Origin of the sequence: Brevibacterium sp. SMBL_HHYL_HB1 (genome assembly GCF_018208375.1) — a bacterium.
GTDB lineage: Bacteria > Actinomycetota > Actinomycetes > Actinomycetales > Brevibacteriaceae > Brevibacterium > Brevibacterium intestinavium.
The window spans coordinates 95446-110940 of the sequence record NZ_CP062936.1; the positions used below are offsets into that span (position 1 = coordinate 95446).

Below are 15495 nucleotides of genomic sequence, written 5' to 3' on the forward strand. Positions count from 1 at the left end.
TGATGTGAGGACCGAAATGCGACAAAGGCCCTCACTTCGGTCTTCATTGCTTGCTTCCACTTTACTGTGAATCCTCTGTGCAGTGTGCGGTGCATCACGTGAGGTGCATAACAGTCTGATATCGAATGCGCGGAAACGGGGATTCCGGCCCGGCCCGGTAGACTGAGCGACGTGACTATCTCGCTCTACAACACCGCCAGCCGCACGACCGAAGAACTGCGACCCGTCCATGACGGTCAGGTGGGGATCTACGTCTGCGGTGCCACGGTGCAGGGGCAGCCGCACATCGGTCATCTGCGCTCGGCCTCGGTCTTCGACACCCTGCGTCGCTGGCTGCTCTACAGCGGCTATCGGGTGACGATGATCCGCAATGTCACCGACATCGACGACAAGATCCTGACGAAGTCCGTGGAGGAGGGCCGGGAGTGGTTCGCCCACGCCTACAAGTACGAACGCGCCTTCACCGCCGCCTATGAAGCCCTCGACGTGCTCCCGCCGAGCAGCGAGCCGCGCGCGACCGGGCACATCACGGAGATGATCGAGCTCATCTCCCGCCTCATCGAGGCCGGTCACGCCTATCCCGCTCTCGACGGCAGCGCCGACGTCTACTTCGACGCCGCCTCGTGGGCCGACTACGGTCAGCTGACGAACCAGCGCCTCGAGGACATGGAGCTGTCCGAGGGGGCCGAGCTGCGGGGCAAGAAGGACGCCCGGGACTTCGCGCTGTGGAAGGCGCACAAGCCCGAGGAGCCGATCACCGCCTCCTGGCCCTCGCCGTGGGGTCGGGGACGGCCGGGCTGGCACATCGAATGCTCGGCCATGTCGACGAAGTACCTGGGCGCGAACTTCGACATCCACGGCGGCGGACTCGACCTGCGCTTCCCCCACCATGAGAACGAGCTCGCCCAGTCACGGGCGGCCGGTGATGCCTTCGCGAACATCTGGATGCACTCCGGCCTGCTCAACGTCGGCGGAGACAAGATGTCGAAGTCACTGGGCAACTCGGTGTTCGCCTCGGACCTCTTCGCCCGCTTCAGCCCCTTGGCCGTGCGCTACTTCCTCACGGGAGCCGGCTACCGGTCGACTCTCGACTTCTCCGACGAAGCGATGGAGCGGTCCGAGTCGTCCCTGGAGAGGCTGACGAACTTCCTCCAGCGCGCTCGCCAGTCACTCGGTGACAACGCCCCGGCACTGCCGGACGTGCGCGACGGCTACGCCGGTCGCAGCCTCGATGTGCCCGTCGAATTCGCCGCCGCACTCGACGACGACCTCGGCGTGCCCCGTGCACTGTCCGTGGTCTTCGCCTCCGTCACCGAGGGTGCGAAGCTGCTCGACTCGGGAACCGATTCCCAGCAGCTGGCGAGGATCGTCGCCGAGGTGGAGCTCATGCTCGACATCCTCGGGGTCAATCCCAGCGCCGAAGCATGGGCGGTCACGGCCTCGGACGCGAAGGCGGAGTCGGCGCTCGAGGCCCTCATCGCCACCATGGCCGAACGGCGGGCCGAGGCGAAGGCGGTCAAGGACTTCGCCACCGCCGACTCCATCCGCGATGAGCTCGCCGCGGCCGGGGTCGTCATCGAGGACACGGCCGACGGATACCGCTACCACCTCGGCGAGGGCTGAGGACTCGAACGTCGGTCGCGGGCACGAGCCTGCGACCCCCAACGCATCCCAAAGGAATCACATGGCTTCCAACTCCCGCTCCGGCGGTTCGAAGAAGGGCCCGACCAAGGGCTCGGGCGGCAAGAACAGGCGCAGCCTGCGCGGCAAGGGCCCCACGCCCAAGGCCGAGGACCGCGTCTACCACAAGGCCTACAGGGCCGCGCAGAACCGGAAGAACCAGAACGCCTCGGCGCAGGCGAAGCGGAAGAAGAGAGAGCACGGGCCGAACATGGTCGCCGGGCGCAATTCGGTGCTCGAGGCCCTGCGCGAAGGCGTACCGGCCACCACGATGTACGTGGCCGGTCGCATCGACTCCGATGACCGCGTCCGCGAATCCATCACCTTGGCCGCCCAGCGCGGCATCTCGATGCTCGAGGCGAGCAGGCCCGACCTCGACCGACTCACCGACGACGCGATCCACCAGGGCATCGCTCTGCAGATCCCGCCGTACGAGTACGCGGCGCCGTCCGATCTGCTCGAACACGCCGCCGACCGGGCCGAGACGCCGCTGCTGGTCGCCCTCGACGGGATCACCGATCCGCGCAACCTCGGCGCGATCGTGCGCTCGACGGCGGCCTTCGGCGGTCACGGGGTGATCATCCCCGAACGTCGCGCCGCCTCGATGACGGCCGCCGCGTGGAAGACCTCGGCCGGTGCCGCCTCACGGATCCGCGTCGCCCAGGTCGTCAACCTGGCCCGAGCCATCGACGAGCTGAAGAAGCAGAATGTCTTCGTCGTCGGCCTCGACACGGCAGGCGAGGTCGACCTGCCCGAGCTGACGTTCAGCCGCGACCCGCTGTGCATCGTCGTCGGTTCCGAGGGCAAGGGGCTGTCCCGTCTGATCTCGGAGAAGTGCGACCAGATCGTGTCGATCCCGATCGCGGCGAGCACCGAGTCGCTCAACGCCGGCATCGCCGCGGCCGTATCCCTCTACGAGGTCGCTCGCGCCCGCCGCTTCTGAAGCTGTCAGCGGCCCTGCCGCCTCACGCGAGGCGACAGGGCCGCTGCTGCATAGGTGCGCCGTGGGGTACGGGGCACCGGCGGGCGGCTCAGGCGTCGACGCTGGTGCGGTAGTCGGACTCGCTGAGTGCGCCGACGACCGAGTGGCGGCGGCTGTAGGCGAAGTAGACGAGAGCGCCGACGGCCATCCACGCGCCGAAGACCGCCCAAGTGGTTCCGCCGAGGTTGATCATGAGGAACGCGCAGGCCAGCGCTCCGAGGGCCGGGACGACCGGGCCGAATGGCACCTTGAAGGAGCGTTCGAGATCGGGGCGCTTGAAGCGCAGGTAGATGACGGCGAGATTGACGAGGAAGAAGGCGAAGAGCGTGCCGATGCTCGTCGCGTCGGCGAGCTCTCCCAGCGGGATGAGGGCCGCAGTCATCGCCACCAGACCGCCGATGATGAGGGTCCCGGCCAGGGGAGTGCCGGTGCGTCGGGACACGAGGCCGAAGATCTTCGGCACCATGCCGTCGCGCGACATCGTCAGCAGGATCCGCGACTGTCCGTAGAGGACGGTGATGACCACGGAGAAGATCGCGAGCACCGCGGCCACGGCGAAGAGGAGGACGGCGAGGTTCGAACCGGTGATCTCCTCGACGATCTGGACCAGCGGAGCCTGAGCGGTCTCGAACCACTGCCACCTCCGTGCGCCGATCGCGGTCACGGCCACGAGCACGTACATCGAGGTCACGATCAGCATCGAGAGGATGATCGCCCGCGGCAGGTCGCGGCGGGGGTTCTTCGCCTCCTCGCCGGCAGTCGAGGCGGCGTCGAAGCCGATATAGGAGAAGAACACGCTCGAGGCTGCCGCCGTGACCCCGGCCGCGCCCATCGGCATCATCGGGGCGAAGTTGCCGGCCTTGAACGCGGTGAAGGCGACGACGGCGAAGAAGACGAGGATGCCGAGCTTGACGAACACGAGGATGGTGTTGGCCACGCCCGATTCCCAGGCCCCGCGCATGAGCAGCACGGTCGCCAGCGCCACGACGATGAGGGCCGAGAGGTTGATGACCCCGCCCGGGTTCTCCGCCAGTCCCGGGCCGGTGGTCAGGGACGCGGGCAGTTCGAGGCCGAAGACGCGCAGGGTCTCATTGACGTAGTCGGCGGCCCCGACGGCGACCGCGGCGACGGAGACGGCGTATTCGAGCACGAGGCACCAGCCGCACACCCACGCCACACCTTCGCCGAGGGTGGCGTAGGAATACGAATAGCTCGACCCGGACACCGGCACCATACCGGCCATCTCGGCATAGCTGACCGCCGAGAGCAGGGCGGTGACACCGGCGAGGACGAAGGCCAGCCACACCGCCGGACCGGCGACCGGCACGGCCTCGCCGAGGATGACGAGGATTCCCGTGCCCAGGGTGGCGCCGACGCTGATCATCGTCAGCTGGAAGACGCCGAAGGTCCTGCGCAGACCGTTCGCGTGCCCTGTCTGCATGTCCGCGGCCATGGAGCTGATCGACTTCCGTCTCCCCAGCTGTCGGATCACTCCGGTGGAGGCTGACGGTGGGGTGGACGGGGTGTGCGAATCGGTCATATGAATATTCTTGCATAGTCGTGAATATGTTCTCGGCCGGGAGTGCCGCGTTCCCGGGCGAGGGCGGTTGTCAGCGTCGCAGATCTCACACCCTGGGCGCTCGAGGGCTCAGACCTCGGGAGTGAACCGACCGTCGTGCGCCATCCAGCCGCCGTCGACGAGCTGCGAATGGCCGGTGACATAGCTCGAGGCGTCCGAGGCCAGGAACAGGACGGGGCCGGCGATCTCGTGCAGGCGGCCCCACCGGCCCAGGGCGGTCTTGTCCGCATAGGCGCCCCACCACTTCTCGTCGGCCTTGATCTGCTGAGTCAGCGGGGTGTCGAAGGGGCCGGGCAGGATCGCGTTGACCCGCACACCCCGGTCGCCGAGCTCGCTGGCCAGGGTCTTCGTCAGCTGCACGACTCCGGCCTTGGCCGCCGCATAGAGTCCCTGCCCGGGCTCGATCGCCAGGGCCCGGAACGAGGCGTAGGTGACGATCGAACCGCGCCCCCGGCCGGCCATCTCGCGGCCGAAACCGCGCATCAGCCGGTAGGTGCCCTTGAGATTGAGGTCGATCACCCGATCGAACTCCTCGTCGCTGGTCGAGACCAGGCGCTTGCGCACATTCGCCCCCGGGGTGACCACGAGGACCTCGGCCTCGGCCCAGGCGGTGACGAGGGCCTCGACGGAAGCCGTGTCCGTGATGTCGACCTCGGCGGGCTGGGCCGATCCGGCACCCCGGCCGGCGATCAGTGAGGCGGTGTCGTCGGCGCCGGAGAGATTGAGGTCGGCGGCGATGACGTGGGCACCGGCATCGGCGAGTCCGATCGCACTGGCCTGACCCAGCCCGGAGCCGGCTCCGACGACGACGGCGGTGCGTCCGCTGAGGTCGAACAGACTCGGCAGCGTGGGGTTGTGCTCATTCGTGGGCATCGTCTCGTTCGTCGTCATCGGGATCCTTCCGTGGGGGTCGGTGCGGGGCGGGGCAGCCTCGGCGAGGTCTCAGAACTGTTCGCTGTCGACATAGCGGATCTCGTCGGGCAGGTTCGCCAGGTAGTCGACGATGAAGTAGGCGATGGCCTCCATGATCGGGATGTCACGCTGTCGGGCCCTGGCCATGGTGCGCCGATGCTCGGCGAACTCGTAGAAGATCTGCCCGGGCTCGAGTTTGCGCGTGAGGTTCTCCGGAATCGCCTGGATGAGCGGTTTGTAGACTTCCTCGAGCCACCGGCGGGCGGCCTGGGACTCGTCGAGGTCGTCGACATCGGTCAGCGCCGGGTCCGAACGGAACGAGTCGAGGTCGTTGAGCATCGCCCTGGCCTGATTCTCATTCGCCCCGATGCCGGTCAGGCGCAGCAGGCGCCGGGAGTGGTGGTTGGGTTCGACGACCTTCGGCTCGACGAGCAGGCTGATCCCGTCGAGGTCGGTCGTCACGGTCAGCTCACCGAGGTCGAAGCCGAGGTCGTTGAGGCGGCGGATGCGCTCGTCGATGCGCCAGCGCTCATTGACGCTGAACTCCTCGACCCGGGTCAGCTCCGTCCACAGGGCGCTGTAGGACTCGCACAGCCGCTGACCGGCCTCCATCGGATCGGTCTCGGGGTCGACGAGGCCGGCGGCCTGCAGATCGAGGAAGTCCCCGGCGATGTTCATCCGCGCGATCCGCAGATCCATGTTCCGCTGACCGTCGGAGAGCTGATCGTGCAGCTCCCCGGTCTCCGCGTCGACGACATAGGCGGCGTAGGCGTCGGCGTCGCGGCGGAAGAGCGTGTTCGACAGCGAGACATCGCCCCAGTAGAACCCGACGAGGTGGAGCCGGGCCAGGAGCACGGCCAGGGCGTCGACGAGCCTGCCGCCGGTGTCCCGGGCGAGGTCGCGGGAGAACAGCGCGCGATAGGGCAGGGAGAATTCGAGGTAGGCGGTGATCAGCGCGCCGCTGAGCTTCTCACCGGTGGCGGATCTGCGGCCGCTGACAAAGGCCCGCGGCTCGACGAGGGGGACGTCGAGGTTGCCGAGCGCGCCGAGGATGTCGAACTCGCGCAGCGCCTGCCGGTCATCGGTCTCCTTGATGGCGAGGACCTCGTCGCCGATCTCGACATAGCGCACGACGTGGCGGGAGATGCCGCGGGGCAGACCGCCGAGCAGCGTTTCCGGCCACTCGTCGAGCGGCAGGTGCCAGGGCAGTTCGGCCAATGCACGGCGATCGGCATGGCGAACCGTGTGGATCTCGGGTGTCGGCGTCTCCGACACGGCTCAGGAATCCGAGTCGGGAACCGAGGCCACGAGCGCCTCGGCGAGTTCCGGTTTCTCGACTCCGATGAGCCGACCGCGGTCGAGGAGCGCGATCCGGTCGCCGAGGACCTTCGCGTCCTCGAGATCGGAGGTGGCGTAGATGGTGGTCAGCTCGAACTCCTGCTGCAGGTCCTTGATCAGCGACAGGGTCTCGGCCTGCTGTTCGGGCACGAGGTTGACCACGGGCTCGTCCATGATCAGCACCTTCGGTTTGCGCACGACGGCTCTGGCCAGCGCCACGGTCTGCCGCTGCAGCCGGGTGAGGTCGCCGGGCACCGAGTCGAGGACCTCGGCCATCCCGATCTTGTCCATCACGGTCTCGACCCGCTCCCTGATCTCCTCGGCCGGGAGGCCGTCGACGCGGAGGGCGAAGCCGAGGTTGTCGCGCACGCTCATGTGCGGGTAGAGGGCGTAGCTCTCGAGCGCCAGAGTCACGTCACGATCGTTGACGGCGGCATGGGTGATGTCGTCGCCGTCGATGAGAATGGTCCCGGTCTTCGGGGTCTCGAGGCCGTGGAGCATCCTCAGGATCGTCGACTTGCCGGATCCGGACGGGCCGTAGAGGACGAGGAACTCTCCGGTGTCGACGAAGAGGTTGAAGGGGTGCACGGATTCGGATGTCGTGTTCTCGTAGACATGACTGAGGCCATTCAACGACACCGTTGACATGTGTCCTCCTCTGAGTAACTCGGTGAGCAGCTGGTCGTCGGTGACCTGGCGGGGATGCTCAGTCCCTCTCATCCTACGGGGTGGACCGGTTCGGTGCAGACAGATTTCGACAAAGCGTAGAGTGATTCTCAGCACGATGACAGTGCACCGATGCACACACCAGCCGAAAGTAGACTGACGCATATGAAGGTCACGCTCGACGAGGTCGCCGCCCGGGCCGGAGTGTCCCTGGCCACGGTCTCGCGCGTCCTCGGCCGGCGCGGCGCGGTCGCCGACGCGACGCGGACGAAGGTCCTCGAAGCGATGAGCGAGCTCGGCTATTCGCGCTCGACGCTGCTCCAGGACGCGCCGAGGCGGCTCGTGGCCGTCAGCGCCCCCGGCAATCCCGAGCACTGGCAGGTCCAGGTCTGCACCCGCGTGTCCAAGGCCCTGCAGGATCACGATCTGCTCGTGACCCGTCCGCTGGTCGAAACCGATCCCGAGCCGCTGCAGGTCGCGATCGAGGCCGGGGCCATCGCGCTGGTGACACCGACGCTGACGAGCCTGGACACCGACATTCCCTGCATCCGCGTCGATGAGCAGTCCGCGGCCACTCTCGACGAACCCGGCGGGCAGGCGGTCGGGGGAGCACCCGTGTCGAGTGCCACTGCGGGGGAGTCGGGACCTGCGACCGGGCCGGGCAGCGCCGATATCATCGCGGCCCGGCTCGACCTCGGCGGCGGGATGACCACGGCCTTCGAGCACCTGCGCGCGATCGGGCACCGGCGGATCGGCCTGATCTGCAACGACAGCGGCGAATTGGCCGTGCAGCTGATCCGCCGCTTCCTCGCCGAACATCCGGCCCGCAATCTCGGGCTTCGCCTCGAGGACTGGATCGCGCAGGTGCCGAAGTCGTTCTCGGGCGGGTCCCGGGCGGTGCTCGAGCTCAAGGACGCCACCTGCACCGCGGTCATCGTGCAGTCGGCGCTGCAGCTGCATGGGGCCCTGCACGGTCTGCGCAACCGCTATCTGCAGGTGCCGCGGGACATGTCGATCGTCGGCTTCGGCGATTCGCCGACGATGAAGTTCACGGGTCCGCCGGCCACGGTGCTCGGACTCGACATCGAGGGGCTGTCGAATGCGCTGGTCGCAGCCACGCTGACGACTCTGCGCATCTCGACGACGGGACTGCCGACGGTGCCGCCGGTGTTCCGTCCCCGACTCATCGCCCGCACCTCGACGACGGCGGCGAGGCGATGAGCGAAGGCAAGGGCCAGGTGCCCGGCGGGCAGTCGCCGCCGGAGCACCGGCATGTGCGGCTGGCGGAGATCGCCGGCACGGCCGGAGTGTCGAAGGCCACCGCCTCCCGGGCGCTGCGCGATCCCGAATCGGTCTCAGCGGCGTCCCGGGCGAAGGTGCAGCAGGCCCTGGCCATCCTCGGCGCCGCCGGCCACAGCACGGGCCCCGGCCGGTCCGGGCGGCCGCCGACGCCGGAGGACGGAGGCGGGTCGCCGATGATCGCGCTGATCAAACCCGCCGTGTCGGCCGGCAACGTCGACCCGTATTCGCGGCTGGCGGAGATCCTGACGAACCGGATGTTCGGTCTGCGCATCGCCGTCGTCCACATCGAAGCCATCGCCGAGCGCAATGCGATCCTGGCCGAGACGCTCCTCGGCGCCGAGCACGGCGGGCCCACGGTCGCCGGTGCCGTCGTCGTCGGCGGAGGAGCGGCCGGGGAGCTGGCCGGGATGCTCGCCGCACGCGGGCTGCCGCTCATCCGGATCTCCAATGCCCGCCACGACGACGGGATCCCGCGCATCTACCTCGACGCCACCGGCGGCATCGACACCGCCGTCGCCCATCTCGTCCACCTCGGGCATCGCCGCATCGGTCTCGCGGTGCTGCGCGATTCGGCGGCACCGGCGCGCATCGCCGGGTTCCGCCGCTCGATGGCCGGCATCCTCCACATCCCCGCGACCCGCGATCAGGCTCCCGTCGTCGAGGCGGCCGGGGGTGCGATGGCCGGGGTTGCGGCTGCCGAGGAGCTCATCGACCTGCGCTGCACGGCCGTCATCGCCTGCGCCCCCGCGCTGTCCTTCGGCCTGCTCGAGGCCGCCCAACGGCTGCGCCTCGATGTGCCCCGGGACCTGTCGCTGCTCACGGTCGGCGACGTGCCCGATGCCGATGTCGTCGAGCCGCCGCTGTCGCAGGTCGTCTACGACTGGGCGATGGTCGCGCAGTCGGCGATCGATGAGATCCGGGCGATGATCGCCTCCGGGGAGTCGGGAGCGCACGTGGACTACACGGTCGATCCCGATCTCGTGCTGCGCTCCAGCTCGGTTCCCCCGCAGCGTCGCTGACGAGTCAAGGGCCGCTGCAGCGTCGCTGACGAGTCAAGGGCCGCTGCAGCGGCGGGGGCGGCTCGAGTCCGAGGTCGCCGGCGAGAGCAGGGCTGCGGCCGTCGCGGGAGCCGGCTCAGGCGCGATCTCGGTCGAGGTGCTCGGCGCGGGCCGCGGACAGCCGCTCGAGCAGGAGCGCGACGGCCGCGGGGTCGGCGATCCGGCACTGCGCACGCGTCGGGGCGCGCCCGACCTTCACCGACAGCCCCGCGGAGAGCGAGGGCTCGGCGGCGTTCGGGTCGCTGAGCTGCTCGAGGGCGGCGAAGGCGTCCTCGTCGGTGACGTCGTCGCCGAAGTACGCCATCGCGGTGGGCTGCTCGGCTCGGGCCAGCAGCCGCAGACCGTCGCCCTTCGTCGCCTGCTTGACCGCGAGTTCGGTGATGTCGTGGCCTTCGATGACGCGGATGTCGGGATAGTCCGCGGACACCGCAGCGGCGTGATCGTGCAGGGTCGCGGCGAGTTCGGGGTCGAGGCCGCGGGTGTGGACGGTTCGCGAATACGGTTTGGCCTCGACGCGGACACCGGAGAATCCGTCCCGGTCCGACAGCGTGTGCTCGAAGTCGACGATGTGGGCGTCGATGGCAGCGAGCATGCGAGCCTCCTCGACCGTGAGGTCCGGGTCCGGGTCCGGGGCGGCCGCGGCGCCGGCGCCGAGTTCGGCCCCGGCATCGAGTTCGGCCCCGGTGCCGAGTTCGGCTTTCGCACCGAGTTCGGCTTCGGCGCCGTGGGAGCCGATCAGCCACACCGTCTCCGGGACCGCGCTCAGTCGACGCAGGGTCGCGATATCGCGACCGGAGACCAGAGCCACCCGGGTGCGCGGCAGCCGCGCCAGCACGTCGATGGCCGCGGCCGAGTCCGGGTCCATCCGGGAAGTCTGCGGGTCGTCCTGCAGAGGTGCGAGCACTCCGTCGAAATCGAGGGCGATGAGCAGGGAATCGGCGGTGATGAGCTCGCGCAGGTCCACCTCGGCGGGGGTCGTCAGGACAGGGGAGAGCTCGGTCGGTCGTCTCGTCACTCTGCGGCTCCTAGCGGGCGGTGGAGATATCGGCGGCCCAGCCGGCCTCTTCGGGCTGGTGGGCGCGATCGGACGGGGCCGCCGGAGAATCCGCGGCCGCAGCGGTCCGCCGCTTCGGCACCACCGGACCGTCGGGGACGATGGCCTCGGGATTGTGCTTGATGTGGGTGAGTTCGGCGAGGAAGTTCTCGGACCACAGGCTCACGGTGTCCGTGGTGACCTTCTTGCGCAGCTGCCGCATCCGCCTCCTCCGCGTCCGCTCGTCCATCTCCACGGCCTCGAGGATGCCCGCCTTGAGATTGCCGATGTCGTGCGGGTTGATCATCACCGCGCCCTTGAGCTGTTCGGCGGCGCCGGTGAACTCGGAGAGCACGAGCGCTCCGTCGTCGTTCTTCCGGCATGCCACGTACTCCTTGGCCACGAGGTTCATTCCGTCGCGCAGAGCGGTCACGAGCATGACATCGGCGGCGAGGAAGAACGCCGTCATCTCATCGCGCGGATAGGAGTGGTGGAGGTAGCGCACGGGGATCGAGCCGACGTCGACCTGCTCACCGTTGATCCGGCCGACGGCGAGCTCGACATCGTGGCGGATGATCTTGTACTGCTCGAGTCGCTCGCGGGAGGGGGTCGCGATCTGGATGAGCACGACGTCCTCGACATTCAGACGCCCCTCGGCCAGCAGTTCGCCGTAGGCCTTGAGCCGGTGCCGGATGCCCTTCGTGTAGTCCATTCGGTCGACGCCGAGCATGACGATCTTCGGATTGCCGACATCCTCCCGGATCTGCCGGGCCCGCTCGATGATGTCGGGATCCTCGGCGAGCCGCTCGAGATAGGCGGTGTCGATGGAGATCGGGAACGCCTCGGCGCGGACCACATGCGCCGGCAACGACTTCCCGGCCGGGACGGTGACCGTCGGACCCTTCGTCGTGAAGCCCAGCCGACCGCGGACCGCGCGGCGGAAGTTCGCCGCGTCGGCCGGGCGCTGGAAGCCGACGAGATCGGCGCCGAGGAGTCCGCGGAGGATCTCATCGCGCCACGGCAGCTGGGCGAAGAGCTCATAGGGCGGGAACGGGATGTGGTTGAAGAAGCCGATCGACACATCGGGTCGCAGCCGGCGCACCATGAGCGGGACCAGCTGCAGCTGGTAGTCGTGGACCCACACCGTCGCGGACTTCGCGGCCACCTCGGCGACCTTCGCCGCGAAGCGCTCGTTGACCCGCACATACGCGTCCCACCAGGTGCGATGGTATTCGGGCGGAACGATGACGTCGTGGTACAGAGGCCACAGTGTGGCGTTGGAGAACCCTTCGTAGTACCTGTGCACATCCTCACTGGTCAGGGTCACGGGAGTCAGGTGCATGCCATCGATGCTGAAGGGCTCGAAGTCCTCATCGGCGACCCCGGTCCAGCCGATCCACGCCCCCTCCTGCGACTTCATCACCGGAGCCACTGCGGTGACCAAACCCCCAGGTGAGGTACGCCATTCACCGTTCTCGCCGTCGGGATCGCGGTCCACTGGAAGACGGTTGGCCACGACGACGAAATCACTGTCGCCGAAATGGGTTCCATTGCTGGGCTCGGCAGGGTTGACGATGCTCATCTGCGCCTCCTCCTGTGTCAGTCCTTGGAATGAACTTTACTCGCTCGACTAGGCTTGGCCAGGTGATGGATCAGGAACTGGGAGGCTACCGCCTCATCGAGGAGCTCGGCTCGGGCGGCATGGGCGTCGTCTACCTCGGTGTCGACGGCGGAAACAACCCGGTTGCGGTCAAGGTCCTCCACCCCCATATCGCCAATGACGAGACCGCGCGCAGGCGTCTGGCCCGGGAGACGCGGACGCTGCGGCGGATCCGGCATCCCCGCATCGCCGAGGTGCTCGACGCCGAGCTCGACGCCGCGCAGCCGTTCATCATCACCGAGTTCGTCGACGGCCAGACCCTGTCCGATGACGTCCGCGACAACGGTCCCTTCGCCGAGGACGAGCTCGTCCACTTCGGCCACGCCCTCCTCGACGCGCTGGGTGCCGTCCATGAGGCCGGCGTCATCCACCGTGACCTCAAGCCCGCGAACGTGATGATCATGGACGGCGAACCCATGGTCATCGACTTCGGCATCGCCCAGGTCGCCGACGAGGTGCGGGTGACCGCGACCGGACTCGTCATGGGCACGCCCGGGTACCTGTCACCGGAGATCGCCGACGGCAAGAGCTCATCCGAGAAGACCGACTGGTGGGGCTGGGCCGCGACCATGGCGTTCGCCGCGACCGGCCGCAACCCGTACGGAACCGGACCTCTGGAGGCGGTGCTCGGGCGGGTCGCCATGGGCAAGTTCGATCTCGACGGGGCGCCGCGGAACTTCGTGCCGCTCATCGGCGCCTGCCTCGATCCGAAACCGGAGCGCCGCCCCTCAGGACAGATGATCCTCGACGCACTCGTCGACATCGAGTCCGGGCGGATGCCGCAGCTCGGTGCGGGATCGAATCGAGGCGGGGTCGACCGCTCGCCGAGCGGAACCGCTGTCATGCCCGCCGTCGACGACGACGGTGTCGGCCGAGGCGGGGCCGCAGGAGGTGCCGCGCTCGGCGGGGCCGCCTTGGGAGGAGCGGCCGGAGCCGCGGCGGGATACGGAGCCGCGGCGGGATACGGTGCCGCCGGTTATCCGGGCGCGGACGGGCCGATGGGCGCAGCCCCGCAGTACCCGGGCTCCAGTCGCCCGACCAATCACAGCGGTGCGGGTCATTTCGCCGGCTCCGGGCCTGCTCACGGGCAGGCGCCACAGGGGGGTGCGTCTCCGGTCGGAAACCCCCAGGGAAACATCCAGGCCGGTCCGGGATCCCCGCTGGCCGGGGCCGATCTGGGGCGGTCGGGATTCGTCCAGCCCGGCTCCGGGCAGGGCTTCGTCGATCACAGCGGTCGGCTCGTCCGGCCCGGCGATCAGGGGCCCTGGCAGGCCCAGGGCGGGCCCAGCGGCCAGATCGCGCAGCCGGGCAGCCAGGCGATGGGCCCGGGCGGCCAGCCCATGGGCCCGGGCGGAGTTCCGGGACAGCCGTGGGCGCCGATGACCTACCGGCGGATCCGCCGCGGCGGCTGGGTCCTGTTCGCCCTGATCGTGATGACCGTGGCGGTGATGCCGCTGAGCCCACTCGTCATCTGCATCATCGCCCTGCTGTGGTCGATCCTGGCACGCACGGGCACCCGCCTGGACCGGAAGGTCCAGCGGTACCGGTTCGAGCGCGGAATGGAATCGGGCGGATTCGGCCGGGCGCTCGCCTCGGCGCCGGGGGCCGTTCTGGCGTCGGCTCTGACCTCGATCGCTTCATTCATCCTGCCGGCGATCGCGGCTGTCGCCACGCTCGTGCTCGTGCGCCTCGACATCGCCGGACTCGTGCCCAGCGGGGGCTCCGAGCAGTGGTCGGTGTGGGCGGCCGGAGCCGCCGGTGCGCTGGTCCTGTGGGTCGGTCCCGGGGCCTCGAGTCTGCGGCACGGGTCACGGCTGCTGGTTTCGGGCGCCACACGCAATCAATTGGGGCGGCTCATCGCGCTGGCGGTGGCCGTGCTGCTCCTCCTGCTCGGCGTCATGGTCATCCAGTCAGGGGCGAGTATGTCCTGGTGGCCGCTGCCGATCAACCCCTTCGACTACCTGCCGGGACCCGTGTAGTTGAACCTTGAATGTTTCTGGGAGTCGGTGCTGTGCTCGTTTCGGTACAGTGGTTCCGTCGGGTCGCGGCAGCCGTCCCGAACCGTCCGGGCCCCCGGCCGCATCGATGTCAGACGATCCAACGTGAGGAACAATGGCGAAGAACAACTCCGCGGACGACAAGCGGAACAGGGCACGTGAGAACGCCCGCCAGATCGCAGCGAATCAGGCGAAGAAGGAGAAGACGGCCAAGACCATCCTGTACGTCGGCATCGCCGTGGTCGTTGTCGTGGTCCTGGCGGTGGTCGGCGTACTCATCTTCCAGCAGAACAAGCCTGCCGTGAGCCCTGAGAACTACGTCGCCGGCGGCCTCACCGTGGGCAAGGACAACACACCCGTCCAGCCGTTGAAGATGCCCGAGGGCGAGGAGTCGGATCTGCCCGCCCCGAGCGAGGCCGGCGCGAATGAGAACGCGGCCACGGTCACCGTCTACATCGACTTCCAGTGCCCCGGCTGCAAGGCCTTCGAGGAGGGCAACTCGTCGATGCTCAAGAAGCTCGCCGATGAGGGAACGATCGTCGTCGACTACAAGCCGGTCTCGTTCCTCGACCGCATGTCCAGCGGCAACGAGTACTCGACCCGGTCGGCCAACCTCGCTGCCTGTGTCGTCGACAGCCAGCCCGAAGTCGCCGTCGACCTGTTCGACGCTCTCTTCGCCCAGCAGCCCGAAGAAGGCGGCGACGGACGCACCGACGCCGAACTGCTCAAGGTCGCCGAGGACGCCGGCGTCGACACCTCGAAGGCCCTCAGCGCCGACCCCAAGCAGACCGTGGAATCCTGCGTGAGCGAGAAGACCTTCGAGAAGTTCGTCGAGCAGTCGAGCCAGAACGCTCTGGACAGCGGCGTCGAAGCCACTCCGTGGGTGCTCATCAACGGTGAGAAGACCGAGAACACCAGCGACTCGCAGGCTCTGGCCACCGAGATCCTCAAGGCAGCCGGAGAGATCAAGGGCTGAGTCGCCCGGGCGCTCGCGGCGCTCGCCTCTGGAGTGGGGCGTTCCGCTTCGAGCTGAGTCGCCCGCCTCGGTGGTGGGCCCTTTGCTTCGAGCTGAGTCGCCCGCCTCGGCGGTTTTGTCGCCGTCGAGGCGGATGGACTACTATCGTGTAGGCGCGGACGCTCTGTCTGCGCACCGCCTCCTTAGCTCAGTTGGTAGAGCACCGCTCTTGTAAAGCGAAGGTCGTCAGTTCGAGTCTGACAGGGGGCTCCAAAATTGCCGAGCCGTCGAGAGCTCGGCCTGCGACGGGGAGCTCGGTTTGCGACCGGAGCT

At 68.5% G+C, this 15495-nt stretch carries 12 protein-coding genes and 1 tRNA gene; 7 read left to right on the top strand and 6 right to left on the bottom strand.

The window, feature by feature from the left end:
* The first annotated feature begins 171 nt into the window (after positions 1-171).
* The gene (gene cysS / locus IG171_RS00455) at positions 172-1623 is read left to right on the top strand and encodes a cysteine--tRNA ligase (RefSeq protein ID WP_212129011.1); all 1452 of its coding nucleotides are present in this window, start codon (positions 172-174) and stop codon (positions 1621-1623) included.
* 61 nt (positions 1624-1684) lie between these two features.
* On the top strand, positions 1685-2623 hold the full coding sequence (rlmB, locus tag IG171_RS00460; protein WP_212129012.1) for a 23S rRNA (guanosine(2251)-2'-O)-methyltransferase RlmB: 939 nt from the start codon (positions 1685-1687) through the stop codon (positions 2621-2623).
* A gap of 88 nt (positions 2624-2711) precedes the next feature.
* Here rlmB and IG171_RS00465 read toward each other — a convergent pair whose 3' ends face one another.
* The 4 genes from IG171_RS00465 to IG171_RS00480 all read right to left on the bottom strand — a co-directional run bounded on the left by IG171_RS00465 (position 2712) and on the right by IG171_RS00480 (position 7139).
* The gene (locus tag IG171_RS00465; RefSeq protein ID WP_212129013.1) at positions 2712-4202 is read right to left on the bottom strand and encodes an amino acid permease; all 1491 of its coding nucleotides are present in this window, start codon (positions 4200-4202) and stop codon (positions 2712-2714) included.
* 108 nt (positions 4203-4310) lie between these two features.
* The gene (locus IG171_RS00470) at positions 4311-5132 is read right to left on the bottom strand and encodes an SDR family NAD(P)-dependent oxidoreductase (protein WP_249203893.1); all 822 of its coding nucleotides are present in this window, start codon (positions 5130-5132) and stop codon (positions 4311-4313) included.
* A gap of 51 nt (positions 5133-5183) precedes the next feature.
* The gene (locus tag IG171_RS00475) at positions 5184-6428 is read right to left on the bottom strand and encodes a DUF4032 domain-containing protein (protein WP_212129014.1); all 1245 of its coding nucleotides are present in this window, start codon (positions 6426-6428) and stop codon (positions 5184-5186) included.
* A gap of 3 nt (positions 6429-6431) precedes the next feature.
* Entirely contained in the window at positions 6432-7139 is a 708-nt protein-coding gene (locus IG171_RS00480; protein WP_249203894.1) for an ABC transporter ATP-binding protein, read from the bottom strand.
* 183 nt (positions 7140-7322) lie between these two features.
* On the opposite strand from IG171_RS00480, the gene IG171_RS00485 reads away from it, so the two are divergent.
* Together IG171_RS00485 and IG171_RS00490 are read left to right on the top strand one after the other, a co-directional pair.
* Positions 7323-8378: a LacI family DNA-binding transcriptional regulator gene (locus IG171_RS00485; protein WP_212129016.1), complete on the top strand. Its 1056-nt coding sequence runs from the start codon at positions 7323-7325 to the stop codon at positions 8376-8378.
* The gene (locus tag IG171_RS00490) at positions 8375-9478 is read left to right on the top strand and encodes a LacI family DNA-binding transcriptional regulator (RefSeq protein ID WP_212129017.1); all 1104 of its coding nucleotides are present in this window, start codon (positions 8375-8377) and stop codon (positions 9476-9478) included. The genes IG171_RS00485 and IG171_RS00490 overlap by 4 nt, the downstream gene beginning before the upstream one ends.
* 115 nt (positions 9479-9593) lie before the next feature.
* Here IG171_RS00490 and IG171_RS00495 read toward each other — a convergent pair whose 3' ends face one another.
* Together IG171_RS00495 and IG171_RS00500 are read right to left on the bottom strand one after the other, a co-directional pair.
* Entirely contained in the window at positions 9594-10532 is a 939-nt protein-coding gene (locus IG171_RS00495; protein ID WP_212129019.1) for a trehalose-phosphatase, read from the bottom strand.
* 10 nt (positions 10533-10542) lie between these two features.
* Positions 10543-12132 (bottom strand): trehalose-6-phosphate synthase, encoded by a 1590-nt coding sequence (locus IG171_RS00500; RefSeq protein WP_212129020.1) that lies wholly within the window; start codon positions 12130-12132, stop codon positions 10543-10545.
* A 65-nt stretch (positions 12133-12197) separates the two neighbouring features.
* Here IG171_RS00500 and IG171_RS00505 point away from each other — a divergent pair, with 65 nt between their 5' ends.
* From IG171_RS00505 to IG171_RS00515, 3 genes are all read left to right on the top strand, one after another.
* Entirely contained in the window at positions 12198-14189 is a 1992-nt protein-coding gene (locus tag IG171_RS00505) for a serine/threonine-protein kinase (RefSeq protein ID WP_212131452.1), read from the top strand.
* 133 nt (positions 14190-14322) lie between these two features.
* A complete protein-coding gene (locus tag IG171_RS00510) occupies positions 14323-15183 on the top strand; it encodes a thioredoxin domain-containing protein (RefSeq protein WP_212129022.1) in 861 nt (286 codons plus the stop codon).
* Between the two features lie 176 nt (positions 15184-15359).
* Positions 15360-15435 (top strand) — tRNA-Thr (locus IG171_RS00515).
* The last annotated feature ends 60 nt before the right edge of the window (positions 15436-15495 follow it).

Excerpts from the sequence above, each read along its gene's own strand:
- IG171_RS00500 (WP_212129020.1), bottom strand. The coding sequence starts at position 12,132 with ATGAGCATCGTCAACCCTGCCGAGCCCAGCAATGGAACCCATTTCGGC.
- rlmB (WP_212129012.1), top strand. The coding sequence starts at position 1,685 with ATGGCTTCCAACTCCCGCTCCGGCGGTTCGAAGAAGGGCCCGACCAAG.
- IG171_RS00470 (WP_249203893.1), bottom strand. The coding sequence starts at position 5,132 with ATGACGACGAACGAGACGATGCCCACGAATGAGCACAACCCCACGCTG.
- IG171_RS00510 (WP_212129022.1), top strand. The coding sequence starts at position 14,323 with ATGGCGAAGAACAACTCCGCGGACGACAAGCGGAACAGGGCACGTGAG.
- IG171_RS00505 (WP_212131452.1), top strand. The coding sequence starts at position 12,198 with ATGGATCAGGAACTGGGAGGCTACCGCCTCATCGAGGAGCTCGGCTCG.
- IG171_RS00465 (WP_212129013.1), bottom strand. The coding sequence starts at position 4,202 with ATGACCGATTCGCACACCCCGTCCACCCCACCGTCAGCCTCCACCGGA.
- IG171_RS00480 (WP_249203894.1), bottom strand. The coding sequence starts at position 7,139 with ATGTCAACGGTGTCGTTGAATGGCCTCAGTCATGTCTACGAGAACACG.
- IG171_RS00490 (WP_212129017.1), top strand. The coding sequence starts at position 8,375 with ATGAGCGAAGGCAAGGGCCAGGTGCCCGGCGGGCAGTCGCCGCCGGAG.
- IG171_RS00485 (WP_212129016.1), top strand. The coding sequence starts at position 7,323 with ATGAAGGTCACGCTCGACGAGGTCGCCGCCCGGGCCGGAGTGTCCCTG.